The sequence below is a fragment of the Solirubrum puertoriconensis genome (genome assembly GCF_001483135.1).
In the GTDB taxonomy this organism is placed as follows: Bacteria; Bacteroidota; Bacteroidia; order Cytophagales; family Hymenobacteraceae; genus Solirubrum; species Solirubrum puertoriconensis.
In genome coordinates, this window is the sequence record NZ_LNAL01000007.1 from 628,758 (window position 1) to 651,463 (window position 22,706).

A 22,706-nucleotide genomic window follows, 5' to 3' on the forward strand; every position below is an offset into this window, starting at 1 on the left:
AACATTTCACCTCCTCATTCCCATATCAAATCCATGTTCCACCGCGGCCTACTCACGTTTTTTGGCTTGCTGCTGCTGAGCCTAACCGGCTACGCGCAGCAGGTTTTTTCGAAGCAAGAGCCCTTTGCGCACACCTACTCCATTGTAGCCCGCGACCCCAAAACCGGCGACATGGCCGTGGCCGTGCAAAGCCACTGGTTTTCGGTTGGCACGGCCGTGTCGTGGGCCGAAGCAGGGGTAGGCGCCGTGGCCACGCAGTCGTTCACCAACAAATCGTTTGGTATGCGCGGATTGGCGTTGCTGAAAAGCGGCAAAACGGCCCAGCAAGCCCTCGACGAGCTGCTAGCGACCGACGAAGGCCGCGACGTACGTCAGGTGGCCATCGTCGATAACAAAGGCAATGTGGCCGCCCACACCGGCAAAAAGTGCGTTGATATGGCTGGGCACATCACGGGCAAGCAGTTTTCGGTGCAGGCCAACATGATGCTCTCCGACAAAGTATGGCCCGCTATGGCCAAGGCTTTCGAGCAAAGCGAGGGGCAGCCGCTGGCCGAGCGTATGCTGGCGGCGCTGGATGCGGCTCAGGCGCAAGGCGGTGACATCCGGGGCCGGCAATCGGCCGCGTTGCTGGTGGTGCGCGGCCAAGCCAGCCAAACGCCCTGGGACGACCGCCTCGTGGATTTGCGCGTGGACGACAACCCCGAGCCGCTAAAGGAGCTACGCCGCCTGCTGAAGATGCAACGTGCCTACGACCACATGAACGCCGGCGACCTAGCCGTGGAGAAAAACGACATGCCCACGGCCGTGCGTGAGTACCAAACCGCCGAGCAAGCCTTCCCGCAGAACCTTGAAATGCGCTACTGGCACGCCATTACGCTGGCCAACAAAGGCCAGGTAGCCGAGGCCAAGAAGATGCTGCAGCCCATTTTTAAGCAAGATGCCAACTGGCGCACCCTTACCGAGCGCCTGCCCAAAGTGGGCCTGCTGACGGTGTCGGCGGCGGAGCTGCAGCAAATTTTGAGCTTGAAGTAATGCGTCCTCGGCTGGGCAGCCGCGTCTGTTGAGTTCCACACCCGATAAACCCGACCGTTATGATTTCTGCGCTCCGCACCCTGTGCCTGTTGCCGCTATTGTTTGGCACCGTAGCATCAACCACGCCTGAGGCTGTCAAACCCAAAATCACCACCGTGTACGTGGTGCGGCACGCCGAAAAGGCTACCGAGCAGAACCCGCAAGATCCGCCCCTGACCGAAGCCGGCCAAGCCCGCGCCCGCGCCTTGGCCGAGGTGCTGCGCAAAGCGCCCATCGTGGCGGTGTACTCTACCAACACCCGCCGCACTAAGGATACCGCCACGCCGCTGGCCGAAGCCAAGAAACGGACCATCGAGCCTTACGAAGCCAACGCCCCCGGTTTGGCTGCGCTGGCGGCACGCATTCGGCAAACGCCCCAGGGCAAAGCCGTGCTGGTAGTGGGGCACTCCAATACCATTTTAGAAACCGTTGAGGCCCTAGGTGCCCCGCGCCCTGTGCCGACCATCGGCGACGATGAGTTCAGCTACTTATTTGAGGTGAAGCTCCCGGCTAGCGGCGGCCCGGCTACCGCTACCGCCCGAAACTATGGGGGCGGCAAATAAGCAGCTACGTACCTAGGGCAACCCTTACGCAGCAGGCAAAAGGCAGGGGCCGCGGATTAGGAAAACTGATCCGCGGCCCCTGCCTTTTTGCTTGTTTTTGTCTTCACAAATTCACCTTCGAAGTAAAGGGTGGCGTCAGCTTATATGTTGCTGATCTAAAGGGCGTGTTGCCTGGCTGAGATATGTCATATATCAAGCTGATATCCATCATAGAGTAAGCTCGGCGCTGGCGGCACCTTTGAGGCATACCTGAAACCAGGAATTACCCCCGCCATGGACACCATCGTTGTTCTTACCGATTTGTCGCCGGCCGCCGAGCAGGCCCGCCGTTACGCTGCCCAAGTAGCCGCCCCATTGGGCACTCGTGTTGCATTGCTGCATCTGAGCCAGGAGCTAACTCTGCCTGGCAACGCTACCCAGACATCGGCTGAAGTGCGCCGAACCTTGCCTGATAAGCTACAAGCCTTGGCCGATAATATGTTGGTGCCCACCACCGCCGAAGTGCTCGACGGCAACTTCGAGGATGACATGGATACCATTATTGCGCGCTATAACCCGATGCTGCTGGTGCTGGGTCTTACCCAGGCCAACAGCTATTTCGAAGCGCTGCTCTCCAACCGGGCGCTGAGCTTACTGCGCCATTGCGGCTGTCCGATTGTGCTGGTGCCTGCCTCGGCCGCCCTTACGCCGCCTTATCGCATGGTGCTAGCCGTTGATGACGAAGCATTTGTGGTGCCCCAGCCTGCTGCGGGCGTGCTCGATGAGCTGATTACTACCTGGGCCGTAAGCCCCACCGTAGTGAATACGGTTAGCTCGGCGGCGAAGGCCAGCATTGCGGCGTTGCAGCAGCTACAAGCCAGCGGATTGTTGCGCGGCGAGCAACAACTCGATTATCAGCAGCCGGTGGTGAGTGCGCCCGAAGAAGGTATTTTGCGGGTGGTAGCCGAGCAACGCGCCAATTTGCTGGTGATGGTTACGCGTCGGCGCAGCTTGCTTGGGCAGCTGTTTCATCGCAGCGTTACCGCGCGGGTGCTGCGCAGTACCACCGTCCCGGTACTGCTGTTGCCCTGCGACGACACACCCGTAGCCGCCAAGCCCAAAGCCGCCGATACGTACTTCGTGCCGCTGGTATAATTCCAATGCGGCTTTGCAACGCGCCCAGCGCGGCACCCACCGGTTTGGTTGGGTGCCGCGCTGGGCTTTTATTTGCCGCCGCCGCTGCCACCGATTCAGCTGCGCAACTACGGTGGTATTACACGTGTCTGTGCCCGTAGCGCCCGGTTGGCGTTTCTACCCACAGTTAGTTCAATGCTCCACCGTTTTCTTACCGCAGCCGCGGCCATGCTGCTCACGGCAGGCCTTGCTGCGCCGGCAATGGCCCAAACCGCCGATGCCAAAACCGACTCAGCCAACATCCGCAAAATTTACGACGAGGCCCTGCTCCGGGGCCAGAGCTACGAAAACCTCCGCTACCTCTGCCAGAATATTGGGGGGCGCCTGAGCGGCTCGCCGCAAGCCGAGCAAGCCGTGCAGTGGGGCAAGCAAACCATGGAGAAGCTGGGCTTCGACCGTGTATACCTGCAAGAGGTGATGGTGCCGCACTGGGTGCGCGGCCCCAAAGAGAAAGGCAGCTTTAAAGCCGGCAAAGGCAAAGCCCAAAGCGTAGCCGTGTGCGCGCTAGGTGGCTCGGTAGGTACCAAAGGCAAGCTGAAGGCCGAGGTAGTGGAAGTGCGCAGCATTCAGGAGCTGCGCGACATGCCCGCCGAAAAGGTAAAAGGCAAGTTCGTGTTCTTCAACCGGCCGTTTGACGACCGCCTCATCGAGCCCGGTGCGGCCTACAGTGGTGCCGGCGACCAACGCCGCAGCGGTGCCGTGGAGGCCGCCAAACGGGGCGCGGTAGGGGCTTTGGTTCGTTCCCTCACCAGTGCCATCGACGACAACCCGCACACAGGCACCATGCGCTACGAAGATGGCGTAGCCCAAGTGCCGGCTGCTGCACTGAGCACCCTGGCGGCCAACCGCCTCAGCGAGCAGCTAAAGCAAGATCCCACGCTGGCGTTTGAGCTGGAAATGGGCTGCCAAACCCTGCCCGATGTGAAATCCTACAACGTGGTAGGCGAAATCAGAGGCAGCAAGCAGCCCGATGAAATCATTACCGTAGGCGGCCACCTCGACTCCTGGGACCTGGCCCAAGGCGCCCACGACGATGGTACCGGCTGCGTGCAGAGCATGGAGGCCCTGCGCTTGCTGCTGGCCTCGGGCCTACGCCCCGAGCGCACCGTACGGGCCGTGCTGTTCATGAACGAGGAAAACGGCAACCGCGGCGGCATCAAGTACGCCGAGCTGGCCAAAGCCGCCGGCGAAAAGCACCTGGCGGCTATTGAGTCGGATGGGGGAGGATTTACTCCGCGTGGCTTTGGCCTCGAAACCAACAACAAAGCCACTATAGGGCTGATGCAGAAGTGGAGCCCGCTGCTGCAGCCCTACAACGCCGGCAACCTGCAGCCCGGCCACGGCGGCACCGACATCGGCCCCCTGAAAGACCAGGCCAAGGTGCTGATCGGTTACGACTGCGACTCGCAGCGCTACTTCGATATTCACCACACCGCCGCCGATAACTTTGACAAGGTGCACAAGCGCGAGCTGGAGCTGGGCGGCGCGGCCATGGCCAGCATGATTTACCTGCTCAGCAAATACGGCCTGTAGCACCTAGGGCTGTAACCCCAAAGCTGGCGGCGTGCGTTGGAGTAGCTGTGAACGAACAGCAAACCTCCACTCGCACGCCGCCTTCGCTTTACCTGTTGGCTACCTTGCCGCCCGAGCCCGTGTTTTCGGAAGTGTGGGCCCTAAAGCAGGAGGTAAACCGCCGCACCGGTTCGCGCAACGCCGTGCGCCTGCCGCCGCATATCACGCTTATTCCGCCATTTCGGCTAGTGCCGGCCGAGTTCGAGCCCGAAGCATTGCCGGCGCTGGCGCGCTTTGCAGCCGAGCAAGCGGCAGTGGAGGTGGGGCTGCACAACTTTGCCTGGTTTGGCAACCGCACCCTGTTTGTGCACGTGTCGGGGGCCGAGCCGCTCAAGCAGTTGCACGCCGAGCTGGTGCGCTTCTGCAAAGCCGAGCTGCCTACCATTCCGCACGAAAAGCGGCCCTTTACGCCCCACATGACGCTGGCCACCCGCGACTTACCGCCCGAGCAAGTATCCGAGCTCAAGCAGGACTTCGCGCAGCGCAGCTACGCGGCTACTTTTCCGGTTACGTCGTTGGTGCTCTTTCGGCACGATGGCCGCCAATGGCAGCCCGTGCAGGAGTTTCACCTAGGGCGGGAGTAGCCCGAAGCCGAAATCAGTAAAAACAAACGCCGCGCACCCGATGGGGTACGCGGCGTTTGTTGCTATAACCGCCTAAGTTAGTTCTGCTCCAGAATCTGGAACAGCTCGTCGAGCTTGGGCGTGAGGATAATTTCGGTGCGGCGGTTCAGGGCCTTGTTCTGCGGCGTGTCGTTCTGGGCTACCGGCACGTACTGCGAGCGGCCCGAAGGAGTAACTTGGGCCGCCGTCATACCCGATTCGGTGAGGATGCGCGTAATTTCAGTAGCGCGAAGCACGCTCAAATCCCAGTTGTCGCGAATGCTGGCGGTGCCTTTCAGGATGGGCACATTGTCGGTGTGGCCTTCTACCAGCACGTTCACGTCCTGGTTGCCTTTAAGGGCCGTTGCCAGCTTGCGCAGGGCTTCCTGGCCGCGTGGGTCAACTTTCGTCGAGCCCGATTTGAACAGCAGTTGCTCCGACAGCGACACGTACACCTTGCCGTTGCGCAGGTTTACTTGCAAATCCTGGGCGTTGAAGCCCAACAGGGCATCGGCCACGCGCTTACGCAAGGCTTGCACGGCGCGGTCTTTCTCGGCCAGCTTGGTTTGCAGCTCGGCCAGGCGCTGTTCGCGCTCCTTCAAATCGGCCGACAGCTGCGAGTTGGTTTTTTCGGCCCCGCTCAGGGTTTCGTTGAGCTGGCTTACTTGCTGGCTGCGCGATACCAGACGCTGGCGCAGCTCTTCCTCGGTGCGGTTTTTTTCCTGCTCCAAGGCATTCTTTTCGGCCTGAAGCCGGTCGCGCGAGCTGGTTAGCTCGGTGTTTTGGGTTTGCAGGGCAGTGTATTTCTTCTGCGACACACAGCCCGGGGTAAAAGCAAGTGCGGCTACCAACGCAGTAGCTGGCAACAGGTTACGGAGGGTCGTTTTCATGGTGCGGTGGAATGTTGCGACGGCGCAGCTCAACAGTAGCGCGCTTGCCGCACCGTACGCAGCCGCGGCGCGGTAAGTTGTAAGCGCCTAGGTGCGGGGGCTTGCCCGTGGCGCCGAACTGCTGTATTTTTCGGCTTCTCATCTACTGCTTTTTCGTTGTTGCTCCATTTTCTGCTGCCCGCCCTTATCAGTGCCCTTGGGCTCAGCCCTGCAGGCGCATCGGCTCAGCAGCCGGTAGCAGCGCCCAGCGCCCCGCCCGTCCCCGCTAAGTATTGGGTGTTTTTGCGCGACAAGCGGGGCATGCGCTTTGATACCGCAGCGTACTTTTCGCCGCAAGCGTTGGCCCGCCGGCGCCGGCAAGGCCTGCCGTTGGCCGACACTACCGATTTTCCGCTGCGCCCCGATTACCTGCGGCAGGTGCAGCAGCGCGTCGATTCGGTGGCGGGCACCAGCCGTTGGTTTAATGCGGTTGCTTGCTGGGCCAAACCGGGGCAAGTAGCCGAGCTGCGCCGCTTGCCCGGCGTACGGGCAGTAGAGCTCATGCCTCAGGCCGAATTGCTGCCCGCCTCGCGCCCGCTGCACAGCAGCTTTTCGGCCAACGAGCTGTCGGCTACCGAGCGGCAGCTGGCCCATCGCCAAACCAGTTCCCTAGGTGCCGAAGCCGTACGCAAAGCCGGGCTCGATGGCAAGGGCATGCGCATTGCTATTTTGGATGTGGGGTTTAGCGGTGCCAGCGGCCACCCGGGCCTGGCGCATCTGCAGCAGGAGCGGCGGGTAGTAGCCACCTACGATTTTATCAAGAAGGATGCATTCGTGTACGGCGGCGGTATGCACGGCACCGAGGTGCTTTCGTGTATGGCCGGCAAATTGCCCGATGGCACGCCGTTGGGCCTGGCGCCGCAAGCCGAGTACCTGCTGGCCCGCACCGAGCGCACCAGCCGCGAAACCTTCAGCGAAGAAGAAGCCTGGTTGGCCGCTGCCGAGTGGGCCGACCGCAACGGGGCCGATATTCTGAACTCCTCCCTAGGTTACACTGATACCCGCTACTTCCGGGAGCAAATGAACGGCCGTACCTCGCTGGTGGCGCGGGCCGCTGCCATGGCCGTGCGCAAGGGCATGCTGGTGGTGTGCGCCGCCGGCAACGACGGCGACGACCCGCGCTGGCGCACCGTAGGCACCCCGGCCGATGCCGATTCGGTTTTGGCGGTGGGCGGCATCGAACCCGATACCTGGCTGGCTAGTGATTACAGCTCGCGCGGCCCGGCTCCTGGCGGGCGTCGCAAGCCTAATGTGGCGGCGTTTGGCAGCGTGGTAGCCGCCGTGCCCGGCGGCCGGTACGAGCGCACCGAGGGCACCTCGTTTGCCAGCCCGTTGGTGGCGGGCTTGGCAGCTTGCGTGTGGCAGCAGCAGCGCGGGCTAAAAGCCATGGAGGTATTCCGAACGCTGGAGCAATCGGGGCGGCTTTATCCTTATTTTGATTACGCCCACGGCTACGGCCTGCCCCAGGCCAGCAAGTGCCTGCAGCCGGCAAGTGCTACTCCCTCGCCAACGCTCGATGTGGTAGCTACTGCCGAAGGCGTAGAGGTAATTATCCGGCCCGAGGCTACGCTTGTGCTGAAGCACTTGCCGTTGCGCGCCGATTCGGCTGCGGCAGCACCTAGGGCGCCGTTAGCTGATGAACGGCCGGAAGTGCCGCGCGCGGGAAAGGAGCGCACCGCTACATCGGAACCTGCTACCGAGCCCGAGGGCTTTCCGTTGCCGCCGCCAAACCCGCAGTATTGCTACTGGCAGCTGGCCGATGCCAAGGGCCACTTGCGCCGCTACGAGGTGCTCGAGGTAAGCCAGCGCGCGGTGCTGCAGCTGCCCACCGGCACCTGGCAACCCGGCGACTTGCTGCGCGTGCATTACCGCGGCTACACGCTCAACTACCAACTGCCATGAAGCACCCCTTCGCATTGCTGCTGACCGGCTTGTTGGCAAGTGCCGCACTACCGGCTGCCGCCCAACGCCAGCTGCTGAGCACCGATGTAGCTGCCGATACGGTACGCCAGCGCTACGGCCCCAACCGACAGCTTTTCCGCCACCTGTACGTGGGCTACGCCCTTGTGCTGGGGCAGCCCGAGCGCAGCGGCGCCGAGCTGCGCAGTGGCGCCTCGGCCGAACTAACCCTGGGCCTGCGGCAAAAGCACCGCTTGGCCGAGCACCTGGCTTTGGGTTTTGATGTGCGCTACGCCCGCTTGCAGTACAGCCTCGCCCAAAACGACGCCAAGGTACTGCCAACGCCCGCGCAGCACTACCGCGAATCGCTGGTGCTGCAGCGCGCCGACCTCGAGGCCTGGCTGCGGCTGAACGTGGGCCGGCGTGGCAACATTGTGGGGCGCTACTTCGATGTTGGGGGCTGGGGCGGCCGGGTTATCGGCACTGCGCACCGCACCGAGGATAAGCCCAACTCAGGCGCGGCGCGGCGCGTGAATGTGGTTGAGCACGGCTTGCCATACCTGCAAAAATGGTCGTACGGCCTTGTGGGCAGGGTAGGCGCCAACCGCTACGCCGCCGTAGTGCGCTACCGCTTGGCCGATACTTTCCGGGGCGAGCGGGCTGCTTTGTACCCCGAGCTGCCCCCGTGGCAGCTGGGTCTGGAAATCGGCCTCTTCTAATAGCTGTTGAGGTGCAACCATGCCCCCCGGTGCCTGCGTAGGTGGAGCAAGCAAAGCCGGTATGAAAAATCCGGTACCAAATGCCCGCCGAGGCCGTGGCGCTCTTACTTTCGTTTGCCTCCCTTCTCTCTACTCCACACCCATGAAAAAAATAATTTCTCCTATTGCTTTGTTGTTGCTGCTTATGCAGGCCTCATGCGTCACTACCGACCGTGAGGTGGGCACCTCCAGCAACGCCGACAAGCTCTTCACGCCCAAGCCCGAAGCCAATCGTAGCCGCCTCACCAGCCGCTCGGTGCTGCGTACAGTGGCTGTGCAGCGCAACTTCTCCGATGGCAAGAGCAAAGACAACTTTGTGCTGCTGCTGCAAGGCCCGAAAATTATCGACGCCAATGCCCGTTTCCTGATCATCTCGGCCAAAGGTGACACCCTCCGCAACGAGGTAATGCCCGCCAAAACGCTAATTGATGAACGCACTTTGCAGAACGACCCGCAGGCAGGCTCGGTGCGCGCCCGCGAGCTGGCCATCTTGCAGGGTATGAATAGGTTTTTCGCCGAAGACAAATTCACTTCGCCGGCTATTCCGCGTACGCTCACCTCGCCGCCCGCCGAAATTGATGCCGAAGGCTGGAGCGCCGTGCAAACCGATAAGCGCGCTGTGGGCTTTGACTATACCGATGCCTCGGGCCGCGAAAAGCGCATTGCTTACGCCCGCAAACTCAACAAAGCCGTGATAATTGCCGAGTAAGCTCTCGGCAGCTACCAACGCCAAACGGCCCGCTCCACCTACGTTGTGGAGCGGGCCGTTGTGTTTTTAGCCAGTAGGCAAGCCTAGGTGGTGCGCAGCCAGCCTACCTGGCCGGCAGCGTTGCGCACCAGGCGGTAGCCGCTCCATTCGCCCAGCACGGCCACATTGGTATTGGCCGGTAAGGTATCGAGCGGGGCCGCGGCCGAGGTAGGCTGCGCAAGCAGGTCGGCGTTGGTAGCCAAGGCTTCGCGGCGGAGCGCCTCGGTGGCTACAGCTTTGGCGGGCACGTAGCCGAGCTTGCCGTTGGGGTCCTGCACGCGCAGCCAATTGGCCGTTGCACCTACCACCAGCAGGGGGGTGTTTTTCGGCATGCCCGTTTGCTTGCCACGCACCTCGGTAGGTACTGGGCGCAGGGCCGTATTGCTGGCCGTAAGGCGTACCCACTGACCTAGGCGCTCGGGCGCGGTGCGCGGGGCCGCAGGCTCCTTATCGGCCCGGCGTACAAAGGGGTAGGGGTCGACGGCACCCCGGCCGCTGCGGTACACGCCAAAGTGCAGGTGGGGCTTGGTAGTGCGGGCATTGCCGGTATTGCCCACCAGGCCCAAGGTGTCGCCGGTTTTCACGATCTGGCCGGGGTGCACCAGTTGCTTATCAAGGTGGGCGTAGTAGATGTGCTGCCCGTGCTGGGCATCGGCCAGCCACACCACCAAGCCACCTAGGGGCGTTTCGTTTACGCGGGTTATCATACCCGGCGCTACGGCCACGGCAGGCGTACCACGCTTGGCAAAAATGTCAATGCCCTCATGGCGGCGCGCACCCCGGTCGCGCTCGGCACCCCAAAACGAACCCACGGCTACGTCGTTCTTACCCTGCACCGGGAAGGCCAACGAGGGAGCCCGCTGAATACGAATGGTAAAGCGGCCGCTGCGCAACAGCTCGGGCTGCACGCGCAGCAGGTGCTGGTGGTCGTCTTCGGCTACGTAGCTAAAAGAGCGCGAAACGGTATCGGCCGAGGCAATGGGGCGCAGCCGACGGTCGTCGGGGTCGAGCTCAAAAGCATCCAGAAACACGTGCACATCGGCCGTGGCGGGCTCCATGGTCAGCGAGATGTTGATTTTCTCGCCGGCCCGCACGGCATAGCGGTACGAGGCCGCATAGGCCTGATCGGCGCGGAAAATGCCGGTTTCCTTAAAGGGCAGCGTAACCACCAGCGAGTCGCGCAGGGCTTGGTCGGCCGCAGCCAGCCAATCCTTACCTAGGGCCGTTTGGTCGAGGCGAGCTTGGCGCAGCTTACGCGCATAGGCCTCGTGCGGAGTGCGCGGCTGGCTGAAAATGCCCTGCAACGTTTGCTGCTTGCCGCAGGCTAACAATAAAAACGGCAGAACTATAATGAAAAGCCGGCTCAGGGGCCGGCGGATCGTCGTGGGTAGGTGCATAGCTGACAAACACGAGGTTAATGGCAGAGGTTCGGTCGGGGCGCATTCGGTCATTTAACAATACACCGGAGGAAGTGCAGCCTGGAATGGCACGGGAGCCTGCAACAGAAGCTGTATTATTGGCAACGCCTAGCTACCCTATTATTGTCTTTCTATGTTTTCCGCTGCCCGAATCCAGTCTATCCGCAAACGAAAAGGCTACTCGCAGGAGCTGCTGGCGGAGCACTCGGGCGTAAGCCTGCGCACCATTCAGCGGGTGGAGCAAGGCGATACGGTGCCGCGCGGACATACCCTGCAAGCCCTGGCTACGGCCTTAGGTGTTTCGCTCGAAGATTTTGCGCCCGAGCCAGCCACCCTGGCCGCGGTCCAGCCACAGGCGGCTGCCCCGCCAGCCCTGCGCTCCGATCCGCAGTTTCTGCAATTGCTCAACCTCAGTGCCCTCAGCTTTCTGGTGTTGCCTTTGCTAAACGTGGTAGTGCCCTTGTTGCTGTGGCGCGCCCGGCGGCACCAGGTAGCGCACGCGGCCGAGCTTGGCAGGCGGGTACTTGGGTTTCAGATACTGTGGCAGGTGGTGTGCTTTTTCGCTTACATGGTGCTGGTGCTGGGCCACTGGCTTGCCGCACGCTATTTCCAGGTGGTGGTGCCGGGTACTTACCTAGTAGTATTCATCCTTAGCTACACCGTAAATGTGCTTACGGTGCTCTATTACGCGTGGCTAATACGCTTGGGTAAACTGGATGTGTATTGGATTCGGCTGTAATGTTTGATGCTGACTATTAGCCACTTATTGCAAGTGGCGGCAAAATGACGCAAGCACGAGAAGGGGGCTCGGGTAGGTTTGGCTTCACAAACAAACCCGACCTGTCGCGTTATGAAAACCTTCCGCAAAATCCTTCTGCTGGTGCTAGCCCTGCTTGTGGCTGGTGGCGTTGGCGGCTACTTTTATGCCCGTCAAAAGTTCGAGCCGGGGGTCAATCAGCTTGCCGTTACGCAGCTGCCGGCCACCTGCGCTTTCGAGTGGAAGGCCGATACCACCGCTCGCCCAACCGTGGCTCATGCGCAGCAACTCGTGCCCATAACCGTGCCTGGCTGCCCGCGCACCTGCTACCTGCAGTTTGATACCGGGGCCCCGTACACGCTACTGTACGAACACCCGCTAGCTGCGCTGCGCGAGCAGTACCCCGCCACCCGGCGCACGCTTACGCTTCGGGCCGATTCCGTCCGGGACTTCCGGTTTGCGCTTGGGCAAGGGCAGGTGCAGGCACGCAAACTTCCGGTGCTGCGCTACGGCGCTCGTCAGCTGCCAGCCGATAGCACCCAGCCGTTTATCATCGGAACCCTAGGTGCCGATGTGCTCGAGGGCCGGGTGCTGATAGTCGACTACGCTCGTCGGCGTTTTACTCTGTGCGAACGGGTGGCCGACAGCCTAGCCAGCCGCACCGATTTTGTGCCGCTTGCCTTTACCAGCCGGCGCGTGCTGCTGAGCGCAACGTTGCAGGGCGAGCCACGCCAGCTGCTCTTTGATTCGGGCAGCAGTGCCTTTGCTTTACTAACAAGCCAGAGCCGCTGGCAAGAGCTAAGCAAGCCTGCCGCCGCGGTTGCCGTGAGGCCGGTAAACTCGTGGGGCAAAACGCTGACTTCCTACACGGCCCCAAGCGCTATGAAACTAGGTTTTGGGCCGGCTGCCTTGCCGCTGCACACGGTATCTTACATCGAGGGCATGAGCTGGTGGCAAAGTGCCCTGATGCGCTTTAGCGGCATGGAGGGCATGCTCGGAAACCAGCCGTTTGCCGAGCATACCGTGGTGATGGATGTGCCGGGCAAGCGCTTCGGCGTAGTGCGCCAGTAGCCTCCCAGCCGGTGCGCGTATGTTGGTTCGGCCGTTACCTTTGCTGCTGCCCCATCACCTGCACCTCCACCCATGAAACTAATCGAGTGCCCCCGCGACGCCATGCAAGGCTGGGCCGACTTCATTCCAACCGAAGCCAAAACCAAGTACCTGAATGCGCTGCTGCGGGTAGGGTTCGATACGCTTGATTTTGGCTCGTTTGTGTCGCCGAAAGCCATTCCGCAGCTGCGCGATACCGCCGAAGTGCTGGCCGGCCTCGATTTGGGCAGCACCCGCACCAAACTGCTGGCCATTGTAGCCAACCTGCGCGGCGCCGATACTGCCCTGGGCTACAATGAAATTCAGTACCTAGGCTTTCCGCTGTCGGTGTCCGAGACGTTTCAGCAGCGCAACACCAACAAAAGCATTGCCGAGGCCCTAACCGAAGTAGGCGAAATGCAGAATCGCTGCGAGCAGCGCGGCAAAACCCTGGTGGTGTACTTGAGCATGGGTTTCGGCAACCCCTACGGCGACCCTTGGAACCCCGAAGTGCTGGGCGAATTTACCGCAAAGCTGGCCGCCCTAGGTGTGCGCGTGGTGGCTTTGTCCGACACCATCGGGGCCTCCACGCCCGAAACCATCATTCCGCCGTTCCGCGAGCTGATTCCGGCTTTCCCTAACATCGAGTTTGGCGCCCATCTGCACACCACGCCAAATACCTGGCGCGAGAAGGTAGATGCCGCTTTCGAGGCCGGTTGCCGCCGCTTCGACGGGGCCCTAGGTGGCATTGGCGGTTGCCCCATGGCTGCCGATCAGCTTACCGGCAACATGGCTACCGAAAACCTGGTGGCCTACATGGAGGCAACGGGCGTGCCCACCGGCCTCAACATGGAAGCCTTACGCGAAGCCCAACGCCTCAGCCGGCGGGTATTTGTTGGCCATTAAGCCGTAAACTCGCGTTTGTGCCCGCCGCATGCTGCGCAAACTAATGCCTGACTGCAAGAGTTGCCGAGCCCTAGGTGCCGCACACCCTCAACTACCGATTGCCCTACTTATCACCTATGCCCGCTGCCCTCGTCGACCTTTTCGTACCCTGCTTTGTCGATCAGCTTTTCCCCGAAACCGCCATGAATATGGTAAAGGTGCTGGAAAGCGTTGGTTGCCAAGTAAACTACAACCCTAACCAAACCTGTTGCGGACAGCCGGCCTACAACGCGGGCTACCGGCAGGAGAGCCAGCAGGTAGCCGAGAAATTCCTGACCGACTTTGCCGGCGCGCCCGAGCGGTACGTGGTAGGGCCTTCGGCCTCGTGCGTGGGCATGGTACGCAACCACTACGGCGAGCTGCTCGAAGGTTCGCCGCGCTGCGGCGAGTTTCCGGCCCTGCAGCGGCGCGTGTTTGAATTCACGGAGTTTCTGGTTGGCGTGCTAGGCGTCACGAGCATTGCGGGTGCCAAGCTGGCGGGCAAATACACCTACCACGATACGTGCTCGGCCCTGCGCGAGTGCCACATCCGCGAGGAGCCGCGCCAGCTACTTGATTCGGTGGCCGGGCTGGAGCGCCTCGAAATGGCCGAAACCGAAACCTGCTGCGGTTTTGGCGGTACGTTTGCCGTTAAGTTTGAGCCGATTTCGGTGGCCATGGCGCAGCAGAAAGTAGAGCACGCAATGGCTACGGGCGCCGAGTATCTCATCAGCACCGACACCAGCTGCCTGATGCACCTGGATGCCTACATTCGAAAGGAAAAGCTGCCCCTGCGCACCCTGCACGTGGCCGATGTTCTGGCTAGTGGTTGGTAAAGCTTCAGGTATGTTGAGGAAGGTGGTTTCAGATTGGTTCGAGAAAGACCAAGTGCAGTTTCTCGGTAGAGCCGGCATGTTTTATAAGTGCCAAGCGGAGAAATACTTCATCGATTCGGAAATGAGCTTCGATGGTATGGACATGGTGGTATTCGGAGACCCAGTAAAAACAGCGGCCGAATTCGAGGCCCGGGTGTCACGTAGCACACTTAGTGAAGCAACGAAAGCAGTAGCTCTGCAAGGCTTGCTCGACCACTTACAACACGAGAAGAGAATGCGCATTCAAGTCCTCTGAACACGGACACGGGAAGCCAACAGCCCTGTGTTCACCCGCAAGTGCTAGGATAAAAAAAGCCTGGGGCCGGACTAGAAGTCCGGCCCCAGGCTTTTTAGCGCGAAGGCAACAAGCCCTTACAACAGCTCCTTAATGCGCTGCTTCAAGCTTTCAGAAGCAGCCACCAGCGGCAGGCGCACGGCGCCCGAGCAGATGCCCAGTAGTTCCAGAGCCGTTTTCACCCCAACGGGGTTGCTCTCTTCGTACATCAGCGGGTTCAGCGGGAGCAGTTCAAACAAGCGTTTGGTAGAGGCTGCAAAGTCGCCGGCCAAGGCTTGGCGCACCATGTCGGTGAAGGGCTCCGGGAAAGCATTAGCTAACACCGAGATGACGCCCACGCCGCCGAAGCTTACCAAAGAGGAGGTCAGCACGTCGTCGCCGGAGATGAGCAGGAAGTCGGCGGGCTTGCCGGCGGCTATCTGCATGCACTGCTCCATGTTGCCGCTGGCTTCTTTGATACCGATAATGTTCGGGTGCTGAGCCAGCGTGAGAGTAGTTTCGGCCGTCATGTTCGACGACGTGCGGCCGGGCACGTTGTAAAGGATAACCGGAACGGGCGAGGCATCGGCCAGGCGCTGGTAGTGCGCTACAATGCCGCGCTGCGAGGGTTTGTTGTAGTAAGGCGAGGCCGACAGAATGGCGTCGATGCCCGCGAGGTCGGTGTTGCGGATGGTGCGCTCCACGGCGGCAGTATCGTTGCCGCCGATGCCGTACACGAGCGGTACGCGGCCGGCCACGTGCTCCTTAGCTACGCGCAGGATTTCGGCCTTTTCTTCGGCCGTGGTAGTCGGCGACTCGGCCGTGGTGCCGTTAATCACGATGTACTCAACACCGCCTTCAATCACAAAATCGAGCAGACGACGCAGGGCGGGGTAATCAACCGAGAAATCGGTAGGAGAGAAGGGCGTAACGAGCGCAACGCCCGTACCGCGAAATTTGTCCATGAGGAGCAGAAACCGTTGTTTTGTAAGAAGAACCGGCCGCGCGAAGGTACAAAAGCGGCCGTGTTCGGTTGGTCTCCGGGTTTGATTTCCTCCATTCTGGCCTTCTAGGTCGCTTTTCCCTGCATGTCGCACCGCTTCTCCACTCTTCTGCTCGGCGCTGCCGTAGCCGCTGGCATTGCTTTGCCCGCTTGTAACACCGAAAAAGCCTCGGCTTTGGAAAACGCTTCGCCCACGAGCGAGGCTGCTGCCACAGCCATGTCGGGCGCAGCTGCCACAGCCGAGGCAGAACAGGCTGCCACCACGGCTGCTCCTGATCCGAGCAGCATTCCGGCCAGCAAAATTGCTTCGGCTGCCGAAATTCTGGCCCGCCCGCAGGTGGCAATTTTGTGCTACCACCAAATTCGTGACTGGCGCGCGAAAGACTCAAAAGGCGCTAAGGATTACATTGTTCCGGTAGCTGAGTTCAAGAAGCAGATGCAGATGCTGGCCGATTCGGGCTACCACACCATCTTGCCCGATCAGCTGTACGCTTACCTGACTACCGGCGCCAAACTGCCCGAGAAGCCGGTGATGCTCACCTTCGACGACACCGACCTCGATCAGTTTACCGTGGCCAAGCCCGAAATGGACAAGCACGGCTTCAAGGGCGTGTTCTTCGTGATGACGGTGAGCCTAGGTCGGCCGAACTACATGAGCAAGGCGCAGGTAAAGCAGCTCGCCGACGAAGGCCACGTTATCGGCTCGCACACCTGGGACCACCACAACGTGAAGAAGTACCAAGGCGAAGATTGGGTAACGCAGATCGAGAAGCCCACCAAAACCCTGCAGGAAATTACCGGCAAGGAAATTAAGTACTTCGCTTACCCCTTCGGCCTGTGGAACAAGGAAGCCATTCCGGAGCTGAAGAAGCGCGGTATGGTATCGGCCTTTGTGCTGGCCGAGAAGCGCGACGAACAAGACCCACTGTTCACCATCCGCCGCATTATCGCCAGCGGCTACTGGAGCCCCAAAACCCTGCACAACAGCATGGTGCAGAGCTTCGACGGCAAATAGTTTCAGTAGCCCTAGGTGGCAACTAGTTGCTTGCCGCGGGCAGCGCCAGTTGCCGCCAAGCTATGCTCTCGGGGTGTAGGTATGGCGTAAACACCACGGCCCGCACCTCGGGGTATAGCGATGCCAGTGCGTTGGCTTGCTCAGCTCGGCTGCCCCTAGGTTGCTGGGCGGCCAGCAGTAGCACAGGCTTGGGGTGCAACTCTAAGCAAGCGCCGATTTGCTGCCGGTAAGGCTCGTAAACCGTTTTAATGCTTGCCGCATCATCGGGGCGCAGGCAATCAATGGCTACCCAGTTGAGGTATGCCGCACCTGGCATGTAGGCCAGCAACGAATCGGGGTGGGGAGCCGACCACACCCACGATACGTTGCTGGCCTCTGCCTTTCTGAAGCTTTTTACCATGGTGCGCCAGTTGTCCCGGTAAGTGCTGGGGGTAGTGTAGGGCAGTAATGGTTTCAGGAGTACCGGCTGACCCAGGCTCTGCACTGCTTCGGCAACGCGCTGCCAGGTTGCGGGCGTTTCGTAGCCGCTTACTTGCAGAGTTATCATGGGCACCTCCGGGCGCTCGGCAAACTCAGCCAATACCCAGGGCAACTCGGCCGGCGTGCAGGCATAATCAAGTGCTACTATCTGGTTGGTACTTGGTTGCTGAACAAAATTTTCGGACACCGGCCGGTTAAGCCCCTCGGTTCCTGTGGAGGCGACAACCCGCCCGGTTACCACCGAAGCCGGCCCGGCTGCTATCCAGCGCGGTGCCCCCGTTTTCTGATCTAGCGCAAAGCGGTAAAGCGCTGGCCCGCCAATTATTACCAACACCATTACGGCTGCGAGCGGGAGCATTTGCCTTCGGAGCAGCAGCGGCAAGCGGTGGCCAAACCAAGCCTGCAGGCGCTCAAGAGCCAATACCAGCTGCCGGTAGGGCCGCTGGGCCATATCCGTAACCAAGTTGTGCAGCATGCGGTGCTGGCCCATAAAGGCTGCTACGGTAAGAATAGCCGCATTTAGCAGCACCAACCCAGCTAGCACATTGGTGTATTTATCAACGGCAATTATGCGGGCGTATTTTACGGCCACCACCGATAAGGCTGCCACAAGCAAGTTGGGCAGGGCCAACTTCAGCTCGTTTTTGAGGGTGCCCTCCTTGGGCGTAGGAATGTACGGCACCCGAACCTTCAGCAAAGCATAAATAAAGCCGAGGGAGTAAACCCACCAGGTGCCCACCCGCAAAATGCCACCTACCAAGTGCATGCCCGATTCGTGGGGTTCGCGCAACCATCGTTGCGCATACAACCTGATAAGCACACTCAGCAGCAGCAGTGGCGCGGCGTGCAAAGCAAGCTGGGGCAGCGACACATACCACGGAAAACGTGCCGTAAACAAGCACAGCAGCGGTACGGCAATATCAATCAGGCTGATGATGCCCGAGAGAAAGTACAGGGGAAGCGTGAGGTAATGGAGCTTCTGAGCGAAGCTAAAGCGGGAGAACAACTTCGGATACACGCGAAACAGCAGCTCGAACGAGCCCCTGGCCCATTTAAGCTGCTGCGCGTAAAAAGCACCTAGGGAAGAAGGTACCAAGCCGCGCGATACCACTTTGGGTACGTACACCGAACGCCAACCCGCAGCGTGCAGGCGCATGGCCGTGTGCATATCCTCCGTGAGGCCGGCAGCATGGCCGCCGATTGAGTCGAGCGCAGCCCGCCGAAAGGTGCAGTTGGCCCCGATGGCCATTGCCGTACCGTAACGGTGCATGCCCATCATCAGCGGCCCGTAGAAGTGGTACGTCTGCTCGGCTGCGCCGCGGGCCACCAGGCTTTCGTGCTGGTTGCCGTACGCTTGCACCACCTGCACAAAGCCAACGGTTGGGTCGGCGAAATATGGCAGTACCTCATCCAAAAAATCAGGCGTGGGCACGTGGTCCGGATCGAGCACCACGCAAATGTCGCCGGTTGCTTGGCGTAGGGCGTTGTTAATGTTCCCGGCTTTGGCGTCGATCTTCTCGGTTCGGGTGACGTGTACTACGCCCAGTTCTTCGCAAAGCGCGCGAAGCCACGGATCATTGCCTTCGTCGCAGAGGTAACTGGTATGCGGATACCGCACCCGTTGCATTGCGCGCAGGGTACGGGCAACCATGTCGCGCGGTTCGCCGGGGCAGGCAGTCGTGAGCATATCTACTCGCAGCTGCGGAGCGGTGGAAGCAGGTAGTGTGTCGGGTGGTACTGGCAAGCTTACGCCGGCGTAGTGCACCCATTCGTGCAAAGTGCGTAGCACCTTAAACCCCAGCGAAATAGTCAGCAGCCAAAACAATGGTCGGTAGCCAACGTGTGCCGGATCGATAAACCAGATCAAGAAGTACAGCAATGCCGCTACGCCGAGTATGATCAGCAGGCGCATCTGCGTTGTACCTTCTGCTAACTGCGCTCCTACGCCTCCTTTCTGTCTCACACCTCGCTTTGCTACAGCCATTTATGTTTTGCTGATAGAAATCTACTTGTGGTTTTCGCCTGCCTCATAGCGAGACTAACGCCAGAAAAGTTCAAGAATTTTGTTTAAAGGTGTTAGACTATAAAATAATTTATATATGTTACTGTTGGGTTCGCGTTATTTGCCTGATGCACAATTGCAACCAACATCAATAGCTACCGCATGCTGCCTTGGCAAATTGGTCGGACGCTGCTTGCGTTTGTTGCTGCGCCCAAAACCCTCGGGTACTGCCTGACTTTTGCTTTGGGTGTGTTGGTGGGCTGCCAAAAGCAAGCAGAATCGCGTGATGTACAACCCCCTAAAAGCGTTGTGCCGGTGCGAGTAGTAAAAACCTCAACCGGCTATCAACTGCTACGCGGCAACAAGCCTTACTTTATAAAAGGAGGTGCCGGCTTGGAGCATTATGCCGAACTACGCGCTGCGGGGGGCAATTCCGTTCGGCTGTACAGCACCGATTATGCCGAGGTTAAGCTCGACGAGGCGCACCGGCACGGCCTTACCGTAATGCTAGGCTTGTGGATGACGCCTGAATACGCCGGTTTTGATTACTACAACAAGCAGGCGGTTGAGCAGCAGTTCGAGGCAATCCGGAAGCAGGTACTGCGCTACCGCAACCACCCTGCGCTGTTGATGTGGAACGTGGGCAACGAGCTGGATATGCGTGCTAGCAACCCGCAGGTGTTCCGAGCACTAAACGATGTGGCCAAGCTGATTCACGAGTTGGATCCGTACCATCCGGTTACTACCTCGGTTACCGCTACATTGGATAAAATACCCGCCCTGCACCGGCTGGCGCCCGACATTGACTTGTTAGGCGTCAATGTATTCGGCGGGTTATACTCGCTGCCGACCGACATCCGCCAACAAGGCTGGGATGCTCCCTACATCGTTACCGAATACGGTGCCCGCGGCTATTGGGAGCCACCTAAAACTGCTTGGCAAGCCCCAATCGAGCAGACAAGTGCAAGCAAAGCCGAGTTTATGCTTGAGCGTTATCAGCGCAGCGTAGCCACCGACACCACACGTTGCCTAGGTGCCTATGCGTTTTATTGGGGCGGCAACCGCTTCGAGGCTACGCCCACCTGGTTCAACCTGTTTGGCCCAAAAGGAGAGAAAACCGCCCTGGTTGATGTGCTGCATTACCTCTGGCGCGGGAGCTTCCCCACTAACCAAGCTCCGCACGTTAGTTTATTGGAAATAAACGGGCAGTACGCCACCGACAACATCAAGCTAAAAGCGGGGCAGGAATACCGGGCAGCCGTAACCGCATTCGACCCCGAAGGGGACGAGCTTACGGCGCAGTGGTACATCATGCCAGACGTAGCCGTAGCGGCCGATTTGACTGATCAGGCCACCAAGCCTGAAATTGTGGGCGGATTAATAAAAGCGGCTTCGGGTAAGCAGGTGCACTTCCGAGCACCCGTCCGCGCGGGCGCCTACCGCATTTACGTAACCATATTCGACAAAAAAGGGAGCATTGGCACGGCCAATGCTCCCTTCTACTGCGATGTTGCCGCCAGTGCGGCGGCTCAACAGCCCTAGGTCATTATTCTGCGCTTACAATCAAGGGCAAGCCCGTGTGTAGCAGGCCACTCTCCACTTGTAGCACATAGCGGCCTGCAGCTAACCCACGCACCGAAACGCTGGTTTCGCGCGCGGCCACTTGGCTGGCCTCCAGTTGCTTGGTTTGGTGCAACCGGCCTTGTAGGTCGAACACCCGAATGGTTACAGCTTGCTTGAGGTCTGGCTGAAACTGAAGAGTCACTACGTCGGTGGCGCGGGTTGGATACGCATTGCACCACGCCGCCTGGGTTACGTTGCGGCGGGTTGACAGGGCAATGGCTTGTACTTCGTACGCACCAACGTTGGCTTTCCCGGTAACTGTGGGCGTGGGGTTGCCAAAGAAGTCACGTTTGCCGGTGTCTATACCGAAGCGGCTGCGCAGGTTTAGCCCAGCCCCGTTCAGGGTAGAGGTGGTTGCTAAGCGGTACGGCGTCAGCTGCAGGGTGTTGGCCGCTGCGTTGTTGCTGCCCGAGGCAAACTGCGGAGCTGCTTCAAGGCCTACTTCCTGAGTGCCCAGTTGCTCCTGCGTCGAAGCTGCGCGCCAAGTTGCTAGGTCGCCGTAGATTGTGCCTCCCCATTGAATGACAAAGGGTGCGCCCGTGCTCCAGTAAGCGTTGCCTTCGAGCCGAACCCCGCTGGTAGCCAAAGCCGTGACCAGCGGAATGCCCTTGGTCGTCTGAATAATGTTGTTGCGGAGTGTTATCCCCGCTATTCCGTCGCTCGTGATATAAACTGCTTTGGGCGATGAGCCATCGGCAGTTGGCGTTAGGTAAACGGTGTTGTTGTAGATATCTGCACCTTGGATGCCGCCGTTTGAGCCCGACGACCAAATCATAATAGCCCCTTGGTTGTAGCGGCGGGCATCGTTTTCGCTGATGTTGTAGCGCACCGTTAGGTTTTTCATGGGTGGGGCGCTGGGGTACTGAGCCAGCAGGTAGCCGGCGCCGTCGTTGTCGTGCGAGTAGTTGTATTGCAGCACCGAGTTGGTGCAGCCGCCATCGAGGTCGAACCCGCCGCCGTCGTGGGCCAGACCCGAGCGGTTGTGGTGCGATTCGCATTCCTGAATGATCAGGTTGTTGCAGCACCAACCCCAAATACCCACAGGTCCGCCTGCAGGGTTGGAGTTCAGCCAACCGTTGTTGTAGGCTTCGCAGTGTTCGATGAGGGCACCATCGATACCAGAAAGCACAATGCCGTTGCCGGTGTGCGTGTTGGTGATGTCGGTACGCCCGGAATTGTCGTAGGCCTTGCAGTTGCCCACGTACCAGTTGTGATGGGCACGCAGCTCCTCCGCATAAGATGAAATGCCCGCTTCGCCGTTGGCGTGGCTGCGGCTGTTGGTGATGCGCACATCGGTATAACCGCTGGTGCCTTTCCAACTGCCAACCGAAATACCAACCGAGCGGTAGCCGCTTACATCGAGGCTATCGAGACGCAGGTGCTGCAGCTGCGTGGCGGCTGAATCGAGGTAAAACACTACGCCAGAGTTCTTGTTGTTCAGCCGACCCGAGCCAACAAAGTTGAGTCGGCGCAACTCAATGCCCGCGTTGTTGTGCCCGTAGAACCCAAAACCGTTGCCACTGCTTACGGTTGCCCGGCCTTTGCCGTACGAGCTGATAACGATGGGGTTAACAGCTGTGCCTTGGCTGTAGCTTTTCAGCCAAATGCCGCCCTCAAAGGTATGGCCACCTTCCAACAGAATTTGGTCTCCAGCCCGAAACCGGGTTGCGTTTACCTTCTCGATGCTTCGCCAAGCCGCCGTTGCCGACGTACCTGCGTTGGCATCGTTGCCAGTCGGGCTGAGGTAGTAAGTGGTTGCAACAGCTTGTTGCGCGAGTAAGCAAGTAAGTGTTAGGAAAAGTAAAAAAGCCGCACGCATTCTCCTGGTTTAAAAATTTGCGACTCAATATTATATCATATCCGTGGTTATTAAAATATTGATAAAGTGCAGTTATTTGGGCGGCTTAATTGATGATTGTATCTAGTAAAGC

At 59.9% G+C, this 22,706-nt stretch carries 20 protein-coding genes; 15 read left to right on the forward strand and 5 right to left on the reverse strand.

Translation table 11 applies throughout. The features are described from left to right. Nucleotides 1-33: 33 nt before the first annotated feature. The 5 genes from ASU33_RS13190 to ASU33_RS13210 all read left to right on the forward strand — a co-directional run bounded on the left by ASU33_RS13190 (nucleotide 34) and on the right by ASU33_RS13210 (nucleotide 4,963). A complete protein-coding gene (locus tag ASU33_RS13190) occupies nucleotides 34-1,032 on the forward strand; it encodes a DUF1028 domain-containing protein (RefSeq protein WP_149867203.1) in 999 nt (332 codons plus the stop codon). Nucleotides 1,033-1,091: 59 nt separating this feature from the next. After that, nucleotides 1,092-1,634 carry a SixA phosphatase family protein gene (locus ASU33_RS13195; RefSeq protein WP_059071290.1) on the forward strand — a complete coding sequence of 181 codons (543 nt, stop codon included), beginning with the start codon at nucleotides 1,092-1,094 and terminating at the stop codon, nucleotides 1,632-1,634. A gap of 273 nt (nucleotides 1,635-1,907) precedes the next feature. Next, complete coding sequence (locus ASU33_RS13200; protein WP_059071291.1) at nucleotides 1,908-2,768, forward strand: universal stress protein; 861 nt, start codon at nucleotides 1,908-1,910, stop codon at nucleotides 2,766-2,768. A 174-nt stretch (nucleotides 2,769-2,942) separates the two neighbouring features. Further along, complete coding sequence (locus ASU33_RS13205; protein WP_059071292.1) at nucleotides 2,943-4,340, forward strand: M28 family peptidase; 1,398 nt, start codon at nucleotides 2,943-2,945, stop codon at nucleotides 4,338-4,340. A 47-nt stretch (nucleotides 4,341-4,387) separates the two neighbouring features. Further along, entirely contained in the window at nucleotides 4,388-4,963 is a 576-nt protein-coding gene (locus tag ASU33_RS13210) for a 2'-5' RNA ligase family protein (protein WP_059071293.1), read from the forward strand. Between the two features lie 77 nt (nucleotides 4,964-5,040). Here the strand turns inward: ASU33_RS13210 and ASU33_RS13215 are convergent, their stop codons facing one another. Next, complete coding sequence (locus ASU33_RS13215; RefSeq protein ID WP_059071294.1) at nucleotides 5,041-5,871, reverse strand: OmpA/MotB family protein; 831 nt, start codon at nucleotides 5,869-5,871, stop codon at nucleotides 5,041-5,043. A 156-nt stretch (nucleotides 5,872-6,027) separates the two neighbouring features. On the opposite strand from ASU33_RS13215, the gene ASU33_RS13220 reads away from it, so the two are divergent. The 3 genes from ASU33_RS13220 to ASU33_RS13230 all read left to right on the forward strand — a co-directional run bounded on the left by ASU33_RS13220 (nucleotide 6,028) and on the right by ASU33_RS13230 (nucleotide 9,276). Next, complete coding sequence (locus ASU33_RS13220; RefSeq protein ID WP_059071295.1) at nucleotides 6,028-7,812, forward strand: S8 family serine peptidase; 1,785 nt, start codon at nucleotides 6,028-6,030, stop codon at nucleotides 7,810-7,812. Next, on the forward strand, nucleotides 7,809-8,528 hold the full coding sequence (locus ASU33_RS13225) for a hypothetical protein (RefSeq protein ID WP_059071296.1): 720 nt from the start codon (nucleotides 7,809-7,811) through the stop codon (nucleotides 8,526-8,528). Before ASU33_RS13220 ends, ASU33_RS13225 begins: the two co-directional genes overlap by 4 nt. A gap of 142 nt (nucleotides 8,529-8,670) precedes the next feature. Further along, nucleotides 8,671-9,276: a hypothetical protein gene (locus ASU33_RS13230; protein WP_059071297.1), complete on the forward strand. Its 606-nt coding sequence runs from the start codon at nucleotides 8,671-8,673 to the stop codon at nucleotides 9,274-9,276. 83 nt (nucleotides 9,277-9,359) lie between these two features. Here the strand turns inward: ASU33_RS13230 and ASU33_RS13235 are convergent, their stop codons facing one another. Beyond that, nucleotides 9,360-10,712, reverse strand: a complete 1,353-nt coding sequence (locus ASU33_RS13235) for a M23 family metallopeptidase (protein WP_059071298.1) — start codon at nucleotides 10,710-10,712, stop codon at nucleotides 9,360-9,362. A gap of 154 nt (nucleotides 10,713-10,866) precedes the next feature. Here ASU33_RS13235 and ASU33_RS21290 point away from each other — a divergent pair, with 154 nt between their 5' ends. The 5 genes from ASU33_RS21290 to ASU33_RS13260 all read left to right on the forward strand — a co-directional run bounded on the left by ASU33_RS21290 (nucleotide 10,867) and on the right by ASU33_RS13260 (nucleotide 14,634). After that, nucleotides 10,867-11,472, forward strand: a complete 606-nt coding sequence (locus ASU33_RS21290) for a helix-turn-helix domain-containing protein (protein WP_059071299.1) — start codon at nucleotides 10,867-10,869, stop codon at nucleotides 11,470-11,472. Between the two features lie 111 nt (nucleotides 11,473-11,583). Further along, nucleotides 11,584-12,561 carry a hypothetical protein gene (locus ASU33_RS13245; protein ID WP_059071300.1) on the forward strand — a complete coding sequence of 326 codons (978 nt, stop codon included), beginning with the start codon at nucleotides 11,584-11,586 and terminating at the stop codon, nucleotides 12,559-12,561. A 72-nt stretch (nucleotides 12,562-12,633) separates the two neighbouring features. Beyond that, nucleotides 12,634-13,485 carry a hydroxymethylglutaryl-CoA lyase gene (locus ASU33_RS13250; RefSeq protein ID WP_059071301.1) on the forward strand — a complete coding sequence of 284 codons (852 nt, stop codon included), beginning with the start codon at nucleotides 12,634-12,636 and terminating at the stop codon, nucleotides 13,483-13,485. Between the two features lie 116 nt (nucleotides 13,486-13,601). Next, the gene (locus ASU33_RS13255; RefSeq protein WP_059071302.1) at nucleotides 13,602-14,339 is read left to right on the forward strand and encodes a (Fe-S)-binding protein; all 738 of its coding nucleotides are present in this window, start codon (nucleotides 13,602-13,604) and stop codon (nucleotides 14,337-14,339) included. Continuing rightward, on the forward strand, nucleotides 14,317-14,634 hold the full coding sequence (locus ASU33_RS13260; protein ID WP_149867204.1) for a hypothetical protein: 318 nt from the start codon (nucleotides 14,317-14,319) through the stop codon (nucleotides 14,632-14,634). Before ASU33_RS13255 ends, ASU33_RS13260 begins: the two co-directional genes overlap by 23 nt. 116 nt (nucleotides 14,635-14,750) lie before the next feature. On the opposite strand, the gene dapA is transcribed toward ASU33_RS13260, so the two are convergent. After that, nucleotides 14,751-15,617: a 4-hydroxy-tetrahydrodipicolinate synthase gene (gene dapA, locus ASU33_RS13265; protein WP_059071304.1), complete on the reverse strand. Its 867-nt coding sequence runs from the start codon at nucleotides 15,615-15,617 to the stop codon at nucleotides 14,751-14,753. A gap of 123 nt (nucleotides 15,618-15,740) precedes the next feature. On the opposite strand from dapA, the gene ASU33_RS13270 reads away from it, so the two are divergent. Beyond that, the gene (locus ASU33_RS13270; protein ID WP_059071305.1) at nucleotides 15,741-16,670 is read left to right on the forward strand and encodes a polysaccharide deacetylase family protein; all 930 of its coding nucleotides are present in this window, start codon (nucleotides 15,741-15,743) and stop codon (nucleotides 16,668-16,670) included. A gap of 22 nt (nucleotides 16,671-16,692) precedes the next feature. Here ASU33_RS13270 and ASU33_RS13275 read toward each other — a convergent pair whose 3' ends face one another. After that, nucleotides 16,693-19,113 (reverse strand): glycosyltransferase family 2 protein, encoded by a 2,421-nt coding sequence (locus ASU33_RS13275; protein ID WP_286130535.1) that lies wholly within the window; start codon nucleotides 19,111-19,113, stop codon nucleotides 16,693-16,695. A gap of 201 nt (nucleotides 19,114-19,314) precedes the next feature. Here ASU33_RS13275 and ASU33_RS13280 point away from each other — a divergent pair, with 201 nt between their 5' ends. Then, nucleotides 19,315-20,694, forward strand: coding sequence for a glycoside hydrolase family 2 TIM barrel-domain containing protein (locus ASU33_RS13280; RefSeq protein ID WP_059071307.1), 1,380 nt, complete (start codon nucleotides 19,315-19,317; stop codon nucleotides 20,692-20,694). 4 nt (nucleotides 20,695-20,698) lie between these two features. On the opposite strand, the gene ASU33_RS13285 is transcribed toward ASU33_RS13280, so the two are convergent. After that, complete coding sequence (locus tag ASU33_RS13285) at nucleotides 20,699-22,594, reverse strand: T9SS type A sorting domain-containing protein (RefSeq protein ID WP_059071308.1); 1,896 nt, start codon at nucleotides 22,592-22,594, stop codon at nucleotides 20,699-20,701. Between the last annotated feature and the right edge of the window lie 112 nt (nucleotides 22,595-22,706).